At 37.4% G+C, this 15,081-nt stretch carries 16 protein-coding genes and 1 pseudogene; 6 read left to right on the top strand and 11 right to left on the bottom strand.

Annotated elements, in window-relative coordinates; translation table 11 throughout:
• Positions 1-22: 22 nt before the first annotated feature.
• From HLX49_RS02795 to HLX49_RS02775, 5 genes and pseudogenes are all read right to left on the bottom strand, one after another.
• On the bottom strand, positions 23-2,008 hold the full coding sequence (locus tag HLX49_RS02795; RefSeq protein ID WP_296360760.1) for an acetoacetate--CoA ligase: 1,986 nt from the start codon (positions 2,006-2,008) through the stop codon (positions 23-25).
• 380 nt (positions 2,009-2,388) lie between these two features.
• Positions 2,389-2,919, bottom strand: coding sequence for a type 1 glutamine amidotransferase domain-containing protein (locus tag HLX49_RS02790; RefSeq protein ID WP_296360749.1), 531 nt, complete (start codon positions 2,917-2,919; stop codon positions 2,389-2,391).
• Positions 2,920-3,236: 317 nt separating this feature from the next.
• Positions 3,237-3,638, bottom strand: coding sequence for a DUF3021 family protein (locus HLX49_RS02785; RefSeq protein WP_296360759.1), 402 nt, complete (start codon positions 3,636-3,638; stop codon positions 3,237-3,239).
• 30 nt (positions 3,639-3,668) lie between these two features.
• Positions 3,669-3,821, bottom strand: a pseudogene (locus HLX49_RS02780) (LytTR family transcriptional regulator DNA-binding domain-containing protein); the annotation flags it as partial.
• Between the two features lie 15 nt (positions 3,822-3,836).
• A complete protein-coding gene (locus HLX49_RS02775) occupies positions 3,837-4,094 on the bottom strand; it encodes a hypothetical protein (protein ID WP_296360748.1) in 258 nt (85 codons plus the stop codon).
• A 320-nt stretch (positions 4,095-4,414) separates the two neighbouring features.
• Here HLX49_RS02775 and HLX49_RS02770 point away from each other — a divergent pair, with 320 nt between their 5' ends.
• Positions 4,415-5,908, top strand: coding sequence for a BCCT family transporter (locus HLX49_RS02770; RefSeq protein ID WP_296360747.1), 1,494 nt, complete (start codon positions 4,415-4,417; stop codon positions 5,906-5,908).
• 215 nt (positions 5,909-6,123) lie between these two features.
• Here HLX49_RS02770 and HLX49_RS02765 read toward each other — a convergent pair whose 3' ends face one another.
• Both HLX49_RS02765 and HLX49_RS02760 read right to left on the bottom strand, forming a co-directional pair.
• Entirely contained in the window at positions 6,124-6,576 is a 453-nt protein-coding gene (locus tag HLX49_RS02765) for a YueI family protein (RefSeq protein ID WP_077706209.1), read from the bottom strand.
• A 418-nt stretch (positions 6,577-6,994) separates the two neighbouring features.
• Positions 6,995-7,126: a YfhD family protein gene (locus tag HLX49_RS02760; protein WP_077706208.1), complete on the bottom strand. Its 132-nt coding sequence runs from the start codon at positions 7,124-7,126 to the stop codon at positions 6,995-6,997.
• A gap of 713 nt (positions 7,127-7,839) precedes the next feature.
• Between HLX49_RS02760 and HLX49_RS02755 the strand changes: the two genes are divergently transcribed.
• Genes HLX49_RS02755 through HLX49_RS02740 form a run of 4 tightly spaced genes read left to right on the top strand, consistent with a single transcriptional unit; the run spans position 7,840 to position 10,978 of the window.
• Positions 7,840-8,085 (top strand): hypothetical protein, encoded by a 246-nt coding sequence (locus tag HLX49_RS02755; protein ID WP_077706207.1) that lies wholly within the window; start codon positions 7,840-7,842, stop codon positions 8,083-8,085.
• Positions 8,086-8,088: 3 nt separating this feature from the next.
• Positions 8,089-9,441 (top strand): tripartite tricarboxylate transporter permease, encoded by a 1,353-nt coding sequence (locus HLX49_RS02750; RefSeq protein WP_296360746.1) that lies wholly within the window; start codon positions 8,089-8,091, stop codon positions 9,439-9,441.
• Between the two features lie 18 nt (positions 9,442-9,459).
• Positions 9,460-9,606 carry a hypothetical protein gene (locus HLX49_RS02745; protein ID WP_164085328.1) on the top strand — a complete coding sequence of 49 codons (147 nt, stop codon included), beginning with the start codon at positions 9,460-9,462 and terminating at the stop codon, positions 9,604-9,606.
• 58 nt (positions 9,607-9,664) lie between these two features.
• The gene (locus HLX49_RS02740) at positions 9,665-10,978 is read left to right on the top strand and encodes an alpha/beta hydrolase family protein (RefSeq protein WP_296360745.1); all 1,314 of its coding nucleotides are present in this window, start codon (positions 9,665-9,667) and stop codon (positions 10,976-10,978) included.
• Between the two features lie 138 nt (positions 10,979-11,116).
• Here HLX49_RS02740 and HLX49_RS02735 read toward each other — a convergent pair whose 3' ends face one another.
• On the bottom strand, positions 11,117-11,401 hold the full coding sequence (locus HLX49_RS02735) for a DUF4183 domain-containing protein (protein ID WP_077706204.1): 285 nt from the start codon (positions 11,399-11,401) through the stop codon (positions 11,117-11,119).
• A gap of 178 nt (positions 11,402-11,579) precedes the next feature.
• Complete coding sequence (locus tag HLX49_RS17050; protein WP_331805110.1) at positions 11,580-12,023, bottom strand: DUF4183 domain-containing protein; 444 nt, start codon at positions 12,021-12,023, stop codon at positions 11,580-11,582.
• 271 nt (positions 12,024-12,294) lie between these two features.
• Here HLX49_RS17050 and HLX49_RS02725 point away from each other — a divergent pair, with 271 nt between their 5' ends.
• The gene (locus HLX49_RS02725; RefSeq protein WP_296360744.1) at positions 12,295-13,260 is read left to right on the top strand and encodes an MBL fold metallo-hydrolase; all 966 of its coding nucleotides are present in this window, start codon (positions 12,295-12,297) and stop codon (positions 13,258-13,260) included.
• 86 nt (positions 13,261-13,346) lie between these two features.
• Here the strand turns inward: HLX49_RS02725 and HLX49_RS02720 are convergent, their stop codons facing one another.
• Positions 13,347-13,739: a hypothetical protein gene (locus tag HLX49_RS02720; RefSeq protein WP_296360743.1), complete on the bottom strand. Its 393-nt coding sequence runs from the start codon at positions 13,737-13,739 to the stop codon at positions 13,347-13,349.
• A gap of 289 nt (positions 13,740-14,028) precedes the next feature.
• Positions 14,029-14,787: an exodeoxyribonuclease III gene (locus HLX49_RS02715; protein WP_077706201.1), complete on the bottom strand. Its 759-nt coding sequence runs from the start codon at positions 14,785-14,787 to the stop codon at positions 14,029-14,031.
• Between the last annotated feature and the right edge of the window lie 294 nt (positions 14,788-15,081).

Here is a 15,081-nt window from a genome sequence, read left to right as displayed (position 1 = left end):
ATAGATAAGGGGGCTTCTATGTTTAAATCTTCATTTTTTCTTTAAACTGAAAGAATGCATCCAATGCACTTGCATTGTGCAAAGACCCTTTGTTAACAATTTGTTCCATCGGTTTTCCTTGTAAAATCTTCTTTACGGGAATCTCTAGTTTTTTACCGTTTAACGTTCTTGGTAAATCTGGTACTTCATATATAGCAGTAGGAACGTGGCGTGGAGAGCAATGGGCGCGAATATGTTGGTTGATTTTCCGTTTTAGGTCATCTGTTAATGGATATCCATCTTTCATAACGACGAATAAAGGAACAAATGAATCACTGTCTGGACTAGGAATATCTACAATTAAACTATCCTCAATGTCTGGAATGCGATCAACTGCTCGATATATTTCACTCGTTCCAATACGCACGCCACCGCGATTAATAGTTGCATCTGATCTTCCATAGATGACGCACGTGTCTCGTTCCGTTATTTTTAAATAATCGCCATGTCGCCATATACCTGAGAACATGTCAAAATAGCTTTCTCTTAAACGTTCCCCATCTGGATCATTCCAAAAATAGATTGGCATGGAAGGAAAAGGTTCTGTTAAGACAAGTTCACCAACTTCCTCAATAAGAGGCACACCATTATCATCAAAAGCTTCAATTTTAGCTCCTAAGCCACGGCACTGCAATTCGCCAGCATAGACTGGTAAAGTAGGCACGCCGAGAATAAACGCCGTACATACATCCGTACCACCGCTGGCAGAAGCAATCCACAAATCTTTTTTTACATTTTCATAACACCATAGAAAACCTTCAGGTGGAAGTGGAGATCCGGTGGAGCTGATGTTCTTTAAATGGCTCAAGTCATATTGTTGATACGGTTTTATAGCGTCCTTCATGCAAGCTGTAATATAACTTGCACTTGTTCCAAACACTGTCATTTTCGTTTCTTCCGCTAATTTCCATAATCTTTCTTTCGAGGGGTAAGCAGGATTTCCGTCATATAAAATAATCGTACTTCCTGTCAGTAGTCCGCCTACTAGAAAGTTCCACATCATCCAACCCGTTGTGGTAAACCAAAAAAAGCGGTCACTTTCTCCAAGGTCAGCATGAAATGTCAATGCTTTAAAATGTTCTAATAAAATACCGCCTTGGCTGTGAACGATAGGCTTTGGTTTTCCAGTCGTTCCAGAAGAAAAGAGTACCCATAAAGGATCATTGAACGCAACATGTGTATATTCAATATCACCTTTGACTGCCTGATTGATTGCTTTTTCCCAATGCACAACATGTTGTAATGAGGAAAAGGTAGCCTGATCATCTAAATAGGAAATAGCAATCGTCGCTTTTAAGGTTGGCAGACTGGATTGAATTTCTGCTGCTACTTCTGTTCTGTCAAATGTTTTCCCGCCATATTGGTAACCGTCCACCGTTAAAAATAACGTCGGTTCAATTTGTTGAAAACGATCAATAACACTTTGCGTGCCGAAATCTGGAGAAGCACTAGACCATACTGCTCCGAGACTGGCAGTAGCTAGAAAGGCAACGACAGCTTCGTAAATATTTGGTATATAAGCAACGATGCGATCTCCTTTTTGAATGCCCAATCGTTTAAATGTTTGTTGTATTGCTATTGTATCTTGATACAGTTTGTGCCAAGAGACTTCAGACACTTTTCTACGTTCAGAGGTATGGATGATGGCTGGTTGATCCGAATGTCCTCTATTTCGAAAAATATGCTCTGTATAGTTCACAGTCGCTTCAGGAAACCATTTTGCTCCTGGCATATGATGTGAAGACAACACAGTTTGATAGTCTTTTTTTGCTTGCAAATCAAAATACTCCCAAATACTTTCCCAAAATACCTTTATTTCTTTTACAGACCAATTCCATAAACTGTGATAATCCTGAAAATACAAATTTTTATGTTCATGTAGCCATTGCATATAGCTGTTTATTTTTGCGGCTGCTTTTCTCTCTGAACTTGGTTCCCATAGTAATTCCCCTTCTTTTACTTCCTTCATCATGCCCCTCCTTGTTCCCCTTTTTGAAGTGCTGTAACGCTTCCTTTTCCCAAATTCTGAGGATAAAGCGGAAGCAACAGCCTTCTACGTTCAATTCGTTTCATTAACAAAACAAGAGATATTAGATTGTCTCTTTCTCGATGTGAAATTGATTTTATCAGATGATTCTTTCTTTCATTATATGGAAACGGTTTCTTTGTGTAAAGTGTAGATGAATAGGAAAAATACTCCTGTATACCGTATTTGGTTCACAGGAGTATGCATAGATCATCTAATTAAAAACAATGTACATGTATTCCAAATAGTGCGTGTTGTAAAGCTCCCACTACAAGCTTAGAAAGGTGTGCTGGATAAATCTTGTCTAAAAGAACGAAGGCTGTTTATTGGTTTTTGCCTGCTAAAACATCAACAAATTTCTTCATATAAGCTGGTAAGTCTGGTGGCCTACGACTTGAAATGAGGTGGCCGTCAACAACGACAGGCTCATCTATCCAAGTAGCCCCTGCATTCATCATATCATCTTTAATGCCAGGAGTGCTGGTTACTTTTTTATTGGTTAAGATGTTCGCTGAAATCAATACCCATCCAGCATGGCAGATTTGTCCGATTGGCTTTTGTTTTTCATTCATTGCTTGTACCATTTGAATTACCTCTGAATAGCGTCGCAATTTATCTGGTGCCCAACCTCCAGGGACTAAAATAGCATCATAGTCGTTAACGCAGACGTCAGAGAATGCGAAATCGGAAGTAGCTGGTACACCATATTTCCCATGGTATACTTTTTCAGCTTCCTTACCTACTAAATGAACGGTAGCTCCCTCTTCTTGTAAACGCAGGACTGGATACCAAAGTTCCAAGTCTTCAAAGTCATGATCTACAAGTGCAATGACTTGTTTGTTTTTTAATCGCATTGTATCCCTCCAAGTATCCGTATACAACTATTGTAGCAAACGAACCCTTTTACAAGAAAGCTGGAGCTATTAAAGAGAGAATTTGGGCAACCATCATGAGTAAGTATATTGGATAAATCACTGACTACGATGAAAATAAACTGTTACCTTGCATAAAATCTTTTTAAAAACGACAGCGTTCTCTCACCATAAAAACTTTGACGACAAGCCTTCGTTTTCTAAAGACAGTTTTTTATTCCAGACATAAGATGCACCATTTCGAGAGTTTGGATGTCAACTTGTTAAAAGTCTTTCGGACATAGAAAATAAATGAAGCTTCACTTCATTGCCTTATTTAATTGCAAGACGTTTCTTTTTTGTATCCAGATGCCAATAATCCAAATGATAGTGTATATAATAGTGAAGATTACAATAGCGAATAGTAATGATTTGATGGACATATGTAGCCAATCTGCCCAAATGGCTATGGGAAAAAAGAATAAATTTGACAACAGGTAGTGAATGCTTGTTTGCTTTAATGGACTCCAATGCTCTCGTTCAAATAGAAGTGATGCTAATGCAAAGTAAGACGCTATGAATAGCGTAGATAGCGCACTTTTCCAAAAATACATGATTGATATTTCGATGTCTTGAAAGGTAATAACGGTAAGCACGATAAACGTGATTAATCCAGCAATAGCGACGCCAACTGTTAAACGTTTTATGGCTTCAATCCACATTTTTTCTCCACCCATCATTAGTTTTCTTTTAATTGCTTTCACATATTTATGGTTCACGTATTCTTTATTACCTGATTGAAAATAAACACATAGATTGCCATTAAAATGTAGTTCAAAATACGCTATTCGAAGTACGTTTCCAATAACAGACTTTGAAAAGCGCATGAAATGTGCATGTTTTAAAGTTTTTTCAGCTTCTTATAATTTCATCCTTATTTCAAAACGTTTATCTCCGACAGCAGCAAAAATTTTTCTCTTGTCAGCATAAATATAATCAATTTTCTGTGGGTGTAACAAAATTGTTTGTTCATTATCTACCGCAAATAATCGTGATGGGGCAACATCTTTGTCTTGTAAATAATCCACAATTTCTTTTAGCTCGTTAGACCATTCTTTTGCTTGGATCGTAATGCATGTGTCCTTATGTGTGACATCAATATCAATAATTATCCTCACATTAGTAGCCTCCTTACGTTAATAAAAACATGCTTTATTGCCAAAACTTTATGGTGGAAAACGCTTTCGTTGTTCGTATTCGATATTGTTTACATTTATAGTACAAAAAAAGCTTAAAAAAGTAATGGCAGATTGGATAAAATTGCATGAATGATGTTTGAAATTGTATAATTTATGATTAAAACAATTTTTTAAAGAATGGGTGTTAGACGTTTCAATGAGTACTCTTCGTATGAAAAATTTGTTTAATTATTGCAAAATCGGGTATATATAAAGCTAGTAAAAGCTAAAGGTCCGTAAATCAGGGAAGAGGTGAATGGATGAAGAATGTCACAAGTGTATTTTGGTATTCTTTAGTTATATGTATTGCGGTTGTTATTTGGGGTTCGGTATCACCTGTAGGTTTGGAAGATTTCACAGCTTATGTAACGGCAGCAGTGTCCAATTATTTTGGCTGGTATTATTTGCTAGCTGTTATGGTTATATTAGCATTTAGTATATATCTTATTTTTTCAAGATATGGAAATATTAAGCTCGGTAAAGATAAAGATGATCCGGAATTCAGTTTACCATCTTGGTTTGCGATGTTATTTAGTGCAGGGATGGGAATAGGACTCGTGTTTTGGACAACAGCAGAACCAATTTCTCATGCGTTTAAAAGTACGCCTGGACCGACACCTGGTTCAGACGAAGCTATTCGGGAAAGTTTAAAGTATACATTTTTTCATTGGGGAATCCATGCGTGGGCAGTATATGGTATTGTTGCACTCGTGTTGGCTTATTTTAAGTTTCATCGAGATCAACCTGGACTGATTAGTGTGACGTTAATGCCAATATTTGGGGAGAAAAGCATGCGTGGCATGTTTGGTAAAGTTATTGATGTGCTTTCAGTTTTTGCGACAGTCATCGGTGTTGCCGCAACACTTGGATTTGGTTCAGCGCAAATAAACGGAGGGTTAGCGTTTTTATTTAATACTCCTGCAACGTTTTGGATGCAACTACTCATTTTAGGTACGGCAACGGTGTTATTTATTGCTTCTTCCTGGTCGGGAATTGGAAGAGGAATTAAATATTTGAGCAATGCCAATATGGGGTTAGCTGTTGTGTTATTACTCCTGTTGTTTTTTGCAGGACCGACTTTAGATATTTTGAACATGTTTACACATACATTAGGAAGCTACGTATCGGATTTTTTTGATATGAGTTTACGATTAGCTCCTCAAGATGAAAACAAACGAACTTGGATTAATAATTGGACGATTTTTTACTGGGCTTGGTGGATTTCATGGGCTCCGTTTGTCGGTATTTTCATTGCACGTATTTCTAAAGGGAGAACAGTAAAGGAGTTCATGATTGGTGTACTCGCCGTACCATCCATTATTTGTTTTATCTTTTTCTCTGTTTTTGGTGTTTCCGCATTGAATTTGGAACAGAAGGGCATGGCAAAGATTTCTGAGTTTTCGCTTGAAACGTCCACCTTTGGCGTTTTAGAGCAATATCCACTAGGGTTTGTTATGTCAATGATTACGCTCCTCGTTGTGGCTATTTTTTTTATTACTTCTGCCGATTCCGCTACCTTTGTGTTAGGGATGCTAAGCACAAATGGAACGCTAAATCCCCGTAATTCTGTAAAGATTATGTGGGGTGTCATGCAATCAGCTTTGGCTGCCATTATTGTTTATTTTGGCGGCACGCAAGGGTTGCAAAACATGCTTATTATTGCTGCCTTGCCTTTTTCGATCGTGATACTATTAATGGCTGCTTCGTTTTATAAGACAGCTCGAGCAGAGCATCGACAGAAAAAAGGAAAATAATTGTAAGTTTTATCATAAATTTTTCCTGAGAGTGAAAGTGAAATTAAACTGGAGTGTCCTTTAAAACGGATACGTCTTTAATTAGTCAAATACGGGCTAGAAAAGGCTTGACGCTAAAGATCATTTTTAATGATTTTGCATCATGAAATAAGGTAGCTTGTAGAAAAGAAATAAAATAATTTCTACAACCTACCTTATATTAGTAAGTTAATTTGTTAATCAAACCAGCTTCTTATTTTAGTGAAAAAGGAGCCATCTTCTTCTTTTTTTTCCTCTTCATCATTCGTTTGCTCTGTTTCTTCTTGAATAAATATTTCTTCTTTATCAATGGCATAGTCATAAGTTAAAACTGCCCCAATATTTGTATCTTCAGCTTCCTCATTGGTAATTGTAGAGTGGGGGATGCCGTATTTATCTGCAATTTTTTTTTCCTCTGTTAAAAAGCGATAGGAAACATGACCGTTAATAATTAATTTTGCTTCTGGATTTTCTTTCATTGCTTTTTCGAGTTGTTCTAATCCTTTATTGGACATTACCTGTCCCTTGGTAAGGGCGAGCACAATTCGTTCACGTAATGTGCCTAAAAATTGCTTTCGTTCGTGATCTTTGGGCAGTCTCGTTCCATACATTCCTTCTGTGAGATAATCTTCGACATTTTTCTTGCTCATGATTTATATTCCTCACTTCTTTTATGATAATTCTATTGTACAAAGGGTTAGGTGGATAAGCAAAGAAAGTGGGTACAAAGTATGAATAGGAAGAATAATATCTTGTTTGTGTATGCCTGTTTCCCTTCGATGAATAAATTTGGATAGGTAACGAGCTTTAAGCGTTAATAGTTATTTTTTTACGCTATAGAAAAGCATGAATTTTTTGTTTATCGTATAAGAAAAAAGACGGCTTCCTCAAGGAGACTGGGGAATTAGGAAAGTTTTCAAAACAAGGGCATTTGTTGAAGATATGTATATGGGTGCCGGTTCCTTCTCTTTTTTAGAAAGAGAAGGATGATGGCGCCCCATATTAAACATAACCACAACAATCCTTTTGTGAGGAGCATTCCTTACAGTAAATTGATGTGCTGTGGAATTATTTTCGCTTTGCTCGTTTATCCGCTTGACGGGCACGCTCTTGTGCTTCTAGGTCATTGTGATCTGCGTTTTCTTCTGCAAACTCGACATCCATTCCGTCTGTCATTTGAGTTTTCGGCGTCTGTGCCATAAAGCTGTTTTTAGGTTTTTTTCACTATAGGAAAGTATAAAAGTTTTAAGGGTTATAGTATAAGAAAAACTATGCCATTCGCCATAAGACTTGACGACAAGCCAAGTTTTTCTAATGCTCATCGCGTCCCATTTTCTCACCTCTATAATATATTCGTTAGCGTACTTTGTAGTACTAGTACTATGCGTTATCATTCCCAAAAACGGGTACAAATATTTATAGCAAGTCATATTATTTTATATAGAAACTATTTTAACTGGATAAAAGAACGTCCAATTTAGAGGAACAGAAAATGTGAGATCACTTTGTACATGTGTGTAGCTACAGTTACTAAAGTTGGCAATACCCATGCAACGTTTGTTGGAGAGAGGAATTACCGATTTAAAGGACGCAAAACCAGTAAGAATTATAAAAAGGGATGGTGATAATCGAATAATAATTATTTTACACTATAGGAAAGCATAAATTTAAAAGGTTTATAGTATAAGAAAAAAAACTACGCCTTTTGCCATAAGCAAAGTTTTTCTAAGAAGCTGCACCTTTCCACAGCCTCTTTTTGCCTAATATAGACGTGGGAGGGTTTTTAAGGAAAAAGAAAGTATGAAATGAAAGTTATCTTTATGCGTTTCTATCATGTATACGACTTCAAGAATCTAGCTGTACATTGTATAATATAATTTCAGATACTATGTTGAAGTAAAGGAGTAAACGATATGGCACAACAGAGACAGGAAGAAGAAAACATTGAGGTGTGGGAAGACCTCGTACATATTAAAGATCTCGTTATAGCGATTATTATATCTACGATTACAACACTCGGTGCTTATATAATAGCACCAAATGATCCACCAAAACCTCTTATATTTGGCTTAGTTGGTGCTGTTGTAGGATTCATTATTAGCAGTTTGCTCATTAAACCGAAACGAAATTTCCGTTATATGGATGAGGAGGAGGAATAGACAATGGATGCTGTATTAATTATTCAATTGATAGCTGCTTCTGTGGCAGGATCTATTTTGTATACCATTATTGGAATAGCACCTGGAACGGATGAAACCGCTGTCTTGGCGCCGGTTACATTAGTACTAGTGCTATCAGGTTTTGAACCCATTGTTATTCTAGCCTTTTTTATATCCGCAATTGTTGCTAAAAAATTAACCGATTCTATCCCAGTTGCCATTGCCGGAATTCCTGGTGGGGTAATGTCGGCACCAATGGTTGAGCATGCGATGGTATTAAAAAAACATGGCATGCCTGAGCTGAGCATTCGAAAAATGGCATCGGGTTCCGTTATTGGTACTGTGATTGCTGTACCTATGAGTTTATTAATGGCGAATTTAATCGCTCCCTTATCCGATGAAATCACGCAATACGCGAGCCAAATTTTTCTTGGCGGTGCCATCTTTTTAGCACTTATGACGAAAAATCGTTGGATTGCACTACTTTCCATTGTACCGTTTGCTGTTTTGATCCAAGGCTTACGTATGTTTTATTGGGAAACAGGCATCGTTCCTGAAGATCAAACTGTATTTACATCCTTCTTTTTAGGAATAACCATAGGCCCGGTCATTTTAAAATTAGCAGAGTTACTTAATGGAAGGATCAGAAGGAAGCTTCCACGCTATGGCAAAAAAGATATTGCAATGCGACGAACGGAAAAAGTAAAAGGATTCCCAAATCCGTTTAAAATCCTTACCAGAAGGGAGATTGGTACAACTTCGATCTCATCTATCTTAGGAGTGCTCACCTTTTTTATGAGTCCTGTTGGCATGACAATTTTCCTTGGCGAAACGTTAACCAGTCGAATAAAAGATCCAGTAAAAAAGGCGGCTCGAGCTATATCCAGTATGGATGGACTGACAAACGCAGCTTATTTATCTGGGACGCTTATCCCGTTAATTGCTATAGGTTTACCTTTGTCTCCTACAGCAATTGGTCCGGGTGGTCCTTTGTTTAATGCGCCACCAGTATTTACAGAAGAAAATAATCTGCACCATATGTTGTCTATGTCTGATTTTATTGTTGCTACATTAATTGGGTCCATTGTCGCTATTAGTATCACGTTTTATATTACGATTAAATATGCACAGCAAATTTGTGCCTTCGTATTCCGGTTTATTCCGCATGAAGCCATGTTAGGTGTATTCTTTGGTCTTGTCATTATGCTTGCCTATATGGATGCGGGAATTGTAAATATAGCTGGCGTTATTGTTGTGGCACTTGTTGCTGGATTTTTGCACCGTAAAGGAGTAAATTATGGGGTGCAATTTATGACGTTGTATGCAGCACCTTGGCTCGTGTCATTGTTTTTGTAATGAAGTAGTAAAACGATCTTGGTTAATAAAGTAATTACGGAAAAAGCAATTGGACTATCAAATCACAAGGAATTTGTAAATGAAAGGGACGCTGTTGGAATTTCTAAACAAATGAAATTCAATAATAGAGCGGGATCTATCTTAGGTGGTGGAGGTGATTTCTAATTGTTATCTTTAATGTGATAAATAATGCTTCGTTTATAAGGGGAAAGGGAGGGGTTTGTTGCAGAAAATATGGTGTGTTATCGTCGTCGTTTTTTTTGGGTTGCTGTTAACAGCGTGTGAGTCCGCAGATAAAGCAGATAGGGAAAAAGAAGCGAAAGCGGATGTTGCTGGATATTATGAAGGCGCAATTGAAATTCCAGATCAGCCCTTAGGCATCGAAGTGACCTTGCAAAAGCAAGCTAGTGAGTTATCTGGGGCGATGAGCATTCCCGTTCAAGGGTTGCTTGATTATCCTTTGACAACGGTTAAACAGGATGGGGAGAAAGCGATTACTTTTACAACAAAAGTACAAAATCAGTACATTTCGTTTGAAGGGGAAATGGAATCCAATCAAATTACGGGGACATTTAAACAAAATGGCCAAGCTTTTCCCTTTCAATTAGCGAAAGCGAAACAAACCGCAGAAAAAGACAAAGAATTTTTACAAGTAGAAACAGCTGTTGGAACATTGTCTGCTGAGCTAGTGAAACCCAAAGGGAAGGGACCTTACCCAGTAATGGTCATTATTCCTGGCTCTGGGCAAACAGATCGTGATGGTAATACAATTGGTATAGCTGGAAAGAATAATAGTTTAAAACTGTTAGCAGAAGGATTAGCACATCAAGGTATTGCTACAGTTCGTTATGACAAACGAGGGGTTGGAAAAAATAGTCAAGCAAACATCAATGAAAGAGATATGCAGTTTGACCAATTTGTAGATGACGCTGCCGCTTTTATAGACAAATTAGAAGCAGATAACCGATTTTCTAAAATTGGTGTTATCGGGCATAGTCAAGGCTCTTTAGTAGGTATGCTTGCTATTTTAGAAAAGGATATGGATGTATTTATTTCACTAGCTGGTTTTGGTAGTCCCTCGGATGAAGGGATATACGATCAATTACGTGCACAGTCACAACTTCCAAAAGAATTACTTCGAGAAAGTGAAGCTATTTTGCAAAGTTTAAAAGAAGGAAAAACGGTAAATGAAGTGAGGCCTGAATTACAACCATTACTTCGAACGTCCGTACAGCCTTTTTTAATTTCATGGATGAAACATGATCCTAAAGCAGTCATCGCTAATTTACAAATACCAACTTTCATTGTTCAAGGAGAGCGCGACATACAAGTGCCTGCTGATGAAGCTACCATCTTACATGAAGCAGCACCTAACTCGGAATTATTATTGCTTGAAAAGATGAATCATATATTAAAGGACGCTCCGAAAGATCGCGAGGAAAATATGGCAACATATACAAATTCGGAATTACCACTAGCTGATGGGTTATTAGAAGGGATAATGGACTTTTTAATGAAACATGATTTCTTAAGCTAAATGAGCTTTGTAGTTATTAACCATAGCTAATATAGACACGAAGAAAATCCGAACTTGCAAGTATTTTGAAAATTGCAGAATGAAAGTTCGGATTTTCGTTAGCTATAATTCTATTGTTCCATCTTTTATTCCTTGGGCTTAGTTTACCACGCATTCGACAACTACTGGAACTCCAGGGTTAAGTGTATCACCATCTGGAATCGTTATTTCAGTTGTAGTTAGTGATGACGTATCAGCTGTTTGAAGTACACCGTTAAGATACAGATTGTAGTATGCTGGTGCAGTTGGAAATGCTGTAGCTGCCGCTCCTGTATCATCTGTGAAATCTGTTGCAAGAATATTAAACGTTGCTCCAGTACCTGTACCATCCCCAATGGTTGCAACAAACCTTTCTGCACCCATAAACTGTTTAACAATTGCCATATTGATCCCTCCTACTTTTTTAGGGAGTATTATATTTAATGTCCTTATTTGTTACATACCAAAATTACTCCCTGCTACATACAATATGCTTTCGTGATTTTTTTGAAGCGACGTTTAGCTTAATTGGAGAGAATCATTGTAAAAAGGGTTATACATGGCTTATTAGCGATTTTATTGACTAACTAGAAAAGATCTTAATAAATTGTAAAATAATTGGGACTCCATTTCTTGGCACTTCGCTTGGACCGACAAGAAGTGTGAGCGTTCCTGGTTGAACATTATAAATGGTGGGAGGTTGTAATATGCCATTTATAAATAAATTGATATAAGATACATCGTTGGGATTTAAAATATCTGAAGTGCTAAACTGTGGCTCTTTATCTTGATTCGTATATATTGTCTTTACCCCATCTGATAGTGCTGTGTATTGGGAAGTTTCTACATTTAAAACTTGAGATGGGGGAGGTGGTGTAGGCGGAATAGGAGGATAGCAGTTAAAATTGTTAATAATTGTAATGTCATGATCACAGTAACTGCAAGGCGACGATTTCTTACTGGAACATTTACAGTTACCTTGATGGTAATGAGAAGTACACCTTTGTTTTGATTTTTTGATTATCAATTTTTCTCCCCCTTTTTATAAAAAGAATGATTAATATTTCTTTTATCATCTTATTCAAGTTAGGTTAAAAGGGGGAGGGTTTTTATCTTGCACTATAGAAGCGTATAAAATTTTAGGCTTCATCGTATAAGTAAAACGAAACGCTTTAATACCATAAAGACTTGGTGATAGCTAAGTTGTTTCTAACAGATAGTTATTCACACTGCTATTTAGCTCCCTATCCAGGCCTATGCTATGATAGAAGAAATGAATCTTTTTGGGAGGTTAGGACATGCAAACGAAAGACCCTATTCGCTTAGATGATCGTATTTATCTTATTGACGGTTTCGATTTTAACATACCAAACCGCACAGGAGCTTATGTGCTTGATGAGGAGCAGTTAACCATTATTGAAACGGGACCTAGCCCGTCCATTAAGCATATCAAAGCGGGGTTAGAAAAATTAGGATTTTTATTAGATGCAGTGAAATACATCATTGTCACACATGTGCATTTAGACCATGCAGGAGGAGCTGGGTTATTGTTGAAATCTTGTCCAAATGCGACAGTAGTTATCCATCCACGAGGGAAAAGGCATTTAGCCAATCCGAGAAAGCTTGCGGCAGGAGCTCGGGCTGTCTATGGCGATAGTTTTTCGGATTTATATGACCCCATTGTTCCAATTCCAGAAGAACGAATGGTCGTGAAAGAAGATGGGGATACATTAGCAATCGGCAAAAACTGTACATTGCAATTTTTACATACACCAGGACATGCGCGACATCATTTTAGTATTTATGATCCGATTAGTAATGGTTTATTTACTGGTGATACTGCTGGGGTTCGGTATCAGTTATTAGAGGACCAAGGCGTGCCAATTTTCTTACCATCGACTTCTCCCAATCAATTTGATCCAAATGAATTACGTCAATCGTGGGAGCGCTTCGAAAATTTACAATTAGATCGGATTTACTATGGGCATTTTGGTATGACCGAACAACCCAATGAAGCATTACAACAAGTATTTACATGGCTAGACACCTTCATGAAAATTGCCGAAGATGCATATGCAGAAGGCGTAGGTTATGATCAACTTGCTGACCGAATGCTAGAGACAATTCGAGTGGAGCTGCGGGAGAAAGGAATTCCTGATGACCACGAGACATACATTATTCTAAATGTCGATATGCAAATTTGTGCGTTAGGTATCATTGATTATTTGCAAAAGCAAGAAAAAAATAAGCAGCCTGTTCATTAGGAAACAGGCTTTATTTAACTATAGATAGCATGAAATTTAGGGCTTACGCCATAAAGATGTGGCGATAAGCCAAGCTTTTCTAATCCTTACGTCTCATCTTCTGTTTTTAAGAAAGTGAGAATAAGGAAAATCGCAAAGCTAATAAGTAGAATCGTACCTCCAACGATAAACAATATCGTTATTACTGTTTCATTGAAGTTAAACGGACGTAAATAGTATAGCCACATGCCGACTGTTAAACCGATGGCACCGATAATCGCTGTCCATACGTGAAGTGCTGCAAGTTTTTTGTTAGCAGGCATGAAAATTTTATAATAAATCGCCCAAGCAAATAAAGTAAGCCAGCCGACGACAAGAATATGTGCGTGAACAGTACGAAATTCATATCCGCCTGCACCTGCCATATGTGAGCCAATAAACGCTCCTATTACAGCAAAAATAGCCGAAAATCGCAGTAATGTTTTACTATACGTATTCAATCCAATAGCACCCCTTTTTCTCCCATTTTCATCAAGTCATAGATTGTTTCACTTTATCCTACCATAGTTTTATGAACGGAGTGTGAATAAATGGATTTTCTCTTTTATTTTCAATGAAAATAAAAAGTGCTACTTTTCATTACTTTTTATACATCGGAAAGCAAGAAATTTTAGGGTTAATCGTATAAGTATTCTCTCATGCCTATGATTCTCGCAGATAGAACCTACTATGAAAATGACGGTGCGACTTGTTTTTATATTTTCTAACGAAGCAAAGTTTACTTTTCCTTTATGCTTGTTTCAGTTCCAGCTGAATGGGACAATGATCGCTCCCGAATACTTCTGAATCAATTTCTGCATGTAATAATTGCTCTTTTAAACGATTGGAAACTAGGAAATAATCAATTCGCCAGCCAATATTACGCTCGCGAACGGTTTTCATATAGGACCACCACGTGTATAATCCCTCTGTATTCGGCTGAAAGTAACGTAACGTATCAATAAAACGGTCGTCTAATAGTCGCGACATTTTTGCTCGTTCCTCTAAAGTAAAACCGGAATTACCATTATTTGATTTATAATTACGAATATCGATTTCCTGATGGGCAACATTTAAGTCACCACAATAAATGACGGGCTTTTTTTCGTCTAACTCTACTAAATAAGCATAAAGTTGATCTTCCCACTGTAAGCGGTAGTCTAGGCGAGAGAGATCTCGCTTTGCATTTGGAGTATAGACATTGACGAGATAAAAATCTTCATATTCTAATGTAATGATGCGCCCTTCTTCTTCGGTATTCGCGTCACCAACGCCATAGGAGACAGTCAATGGTTTTTGTTTGGTGAAAACAGCGGTACCAGAATATCCTTTTCGGACAGCGTAGTTCCAATATTGGTAGTAGCCTTCTAATGGTAAATCAAGTTGTCCTGCTTGTAATTTTATTTCTTGCACACAGAAAATATCAGCATCTATGCTATGAAAATAGTTTAGAAATCCTTTGCGAATACATGCTCTTAGTCCGTTTACATTCCAAGATACGAGTTTCATAAATTTTAATTCCTTTCTTTCAACTTAGGATAGTTTATCCCAGGTATAATGTGCTGTAAGCCCCCCATTTTAAGAATTGGAGATGGGAGCTGAACAAGTCTAAGTGGGAGATAATAGCACCTAAGTCCCCGATTCGTTCTGAGTCTTTTAGTCTACCCTTGCGGTACGAATAATCCGTGGGGGGATGAAAGTAATCCCCCAACGGATTGAAGGTTTGCTTTATATGGAAATGAAGCACAGAATCATTGTAGCATATAAAACACAAATTACTAGAAATGCAATATGTAAGAATGA

This window comes from Virgibacillus sp. (genome assembly GCF_013393565.1).
Classification (GTDB): Bacteria; Bacillota; Bacilli; order Bacillales; family Amphibacillaceae; genus Virgibacillus; species Virgibacillus dokdonensis.
The sequence above is the reverse complement of the archived record's forward strand: the minus strand, read 5'-3'. Positions and strand labels throughout refer to the sequence as shown.

What these genes read in the sequence shown, in the direction of transcription:
- HLX49_RS02795 (WP_296360760.1), bottom strand. Translation starts at nt 2,008, where the DNA reads ATGAAGGAAGTAAAAGAAGGGGAATTACTATGGGAACCAAGTTCAGAG.
- HLX49_RS02790 (WP_296360749.1), bottom strand. Translation starts at nt 2,919, where the DNA reads ATGCGATTAAAAAACAAACAAGTCATTGCACTTGTAGATCATGACTTT.
- HLX49_RS02785 (WP_296360759.1), bottom strand. Translation starts at nt 3,638, where the DNA reads ATGTGGATTGAAGCCATAAAACGTTTAACAGTTGGCGTCGCTATTGCT.
- HLX49_RS02770 (WP_296360747.1), top strand. Translation starts at nt 4,415, where the DNA reads ATGAAGAATGTCACAAGTGTATTTTGGTATTCTTTAGTTATATGTATT.
- HLX49_RS02765 (WP_077706209.1), bottom strand. Translation starts at nt 6,576, where the DNA reads ATGAGCAAGAAAAATGTCGAAGATTATCTCACAGAAGGAATGTATGGA.
- HLX49_RS02760 (WP_077706208.1), bottom strand. Translation starts at nt 7,126, where the DNA reads ATGGCACAGACGCCGAAAACTCAAATGACAGACGGAATGGATGTCGAG.
- HLX49_RS02755 (WP_077706207.1), top strand. Translation starts at nt 7,840, where the DNA reads ATGGCACAACAGAGACAGGAAGAAGAAAACATTGAGGTGTGGGAAGAC.
- HLX49_RS02750 (WP_296360746.1), top strand. Translation starts at nt 8,089, where the DNA reads ATGGATGCTGTATTAATTATTCAATTGATAGCTGCTTCTGTGGCAGGA.
- HLX49_RS02735 (WP_077706204.1), bottom strand. Translation starts at nt 11,401, where the DNA reads ATGGCAATTGTTAAACAGTTTATGGGTGCAGAAAGGTTTGTTGCAACC.
- HLX49_RS02725 (WP_296360744.1), top strand. Translation starts at nt 12,295, where the DNA reads ATGCAAACGAAAGACCCTATTCGCTTAGATGATCGTATTTATCTTATT.
- HLX49_RS02715 (WP_077706201.1), bottom strand. Translation starts at nt 14,787, where the DNA reads ATGAAACTCGTATCTTGGAATGTAAACGGACTAAGAGCATGTATTCGC.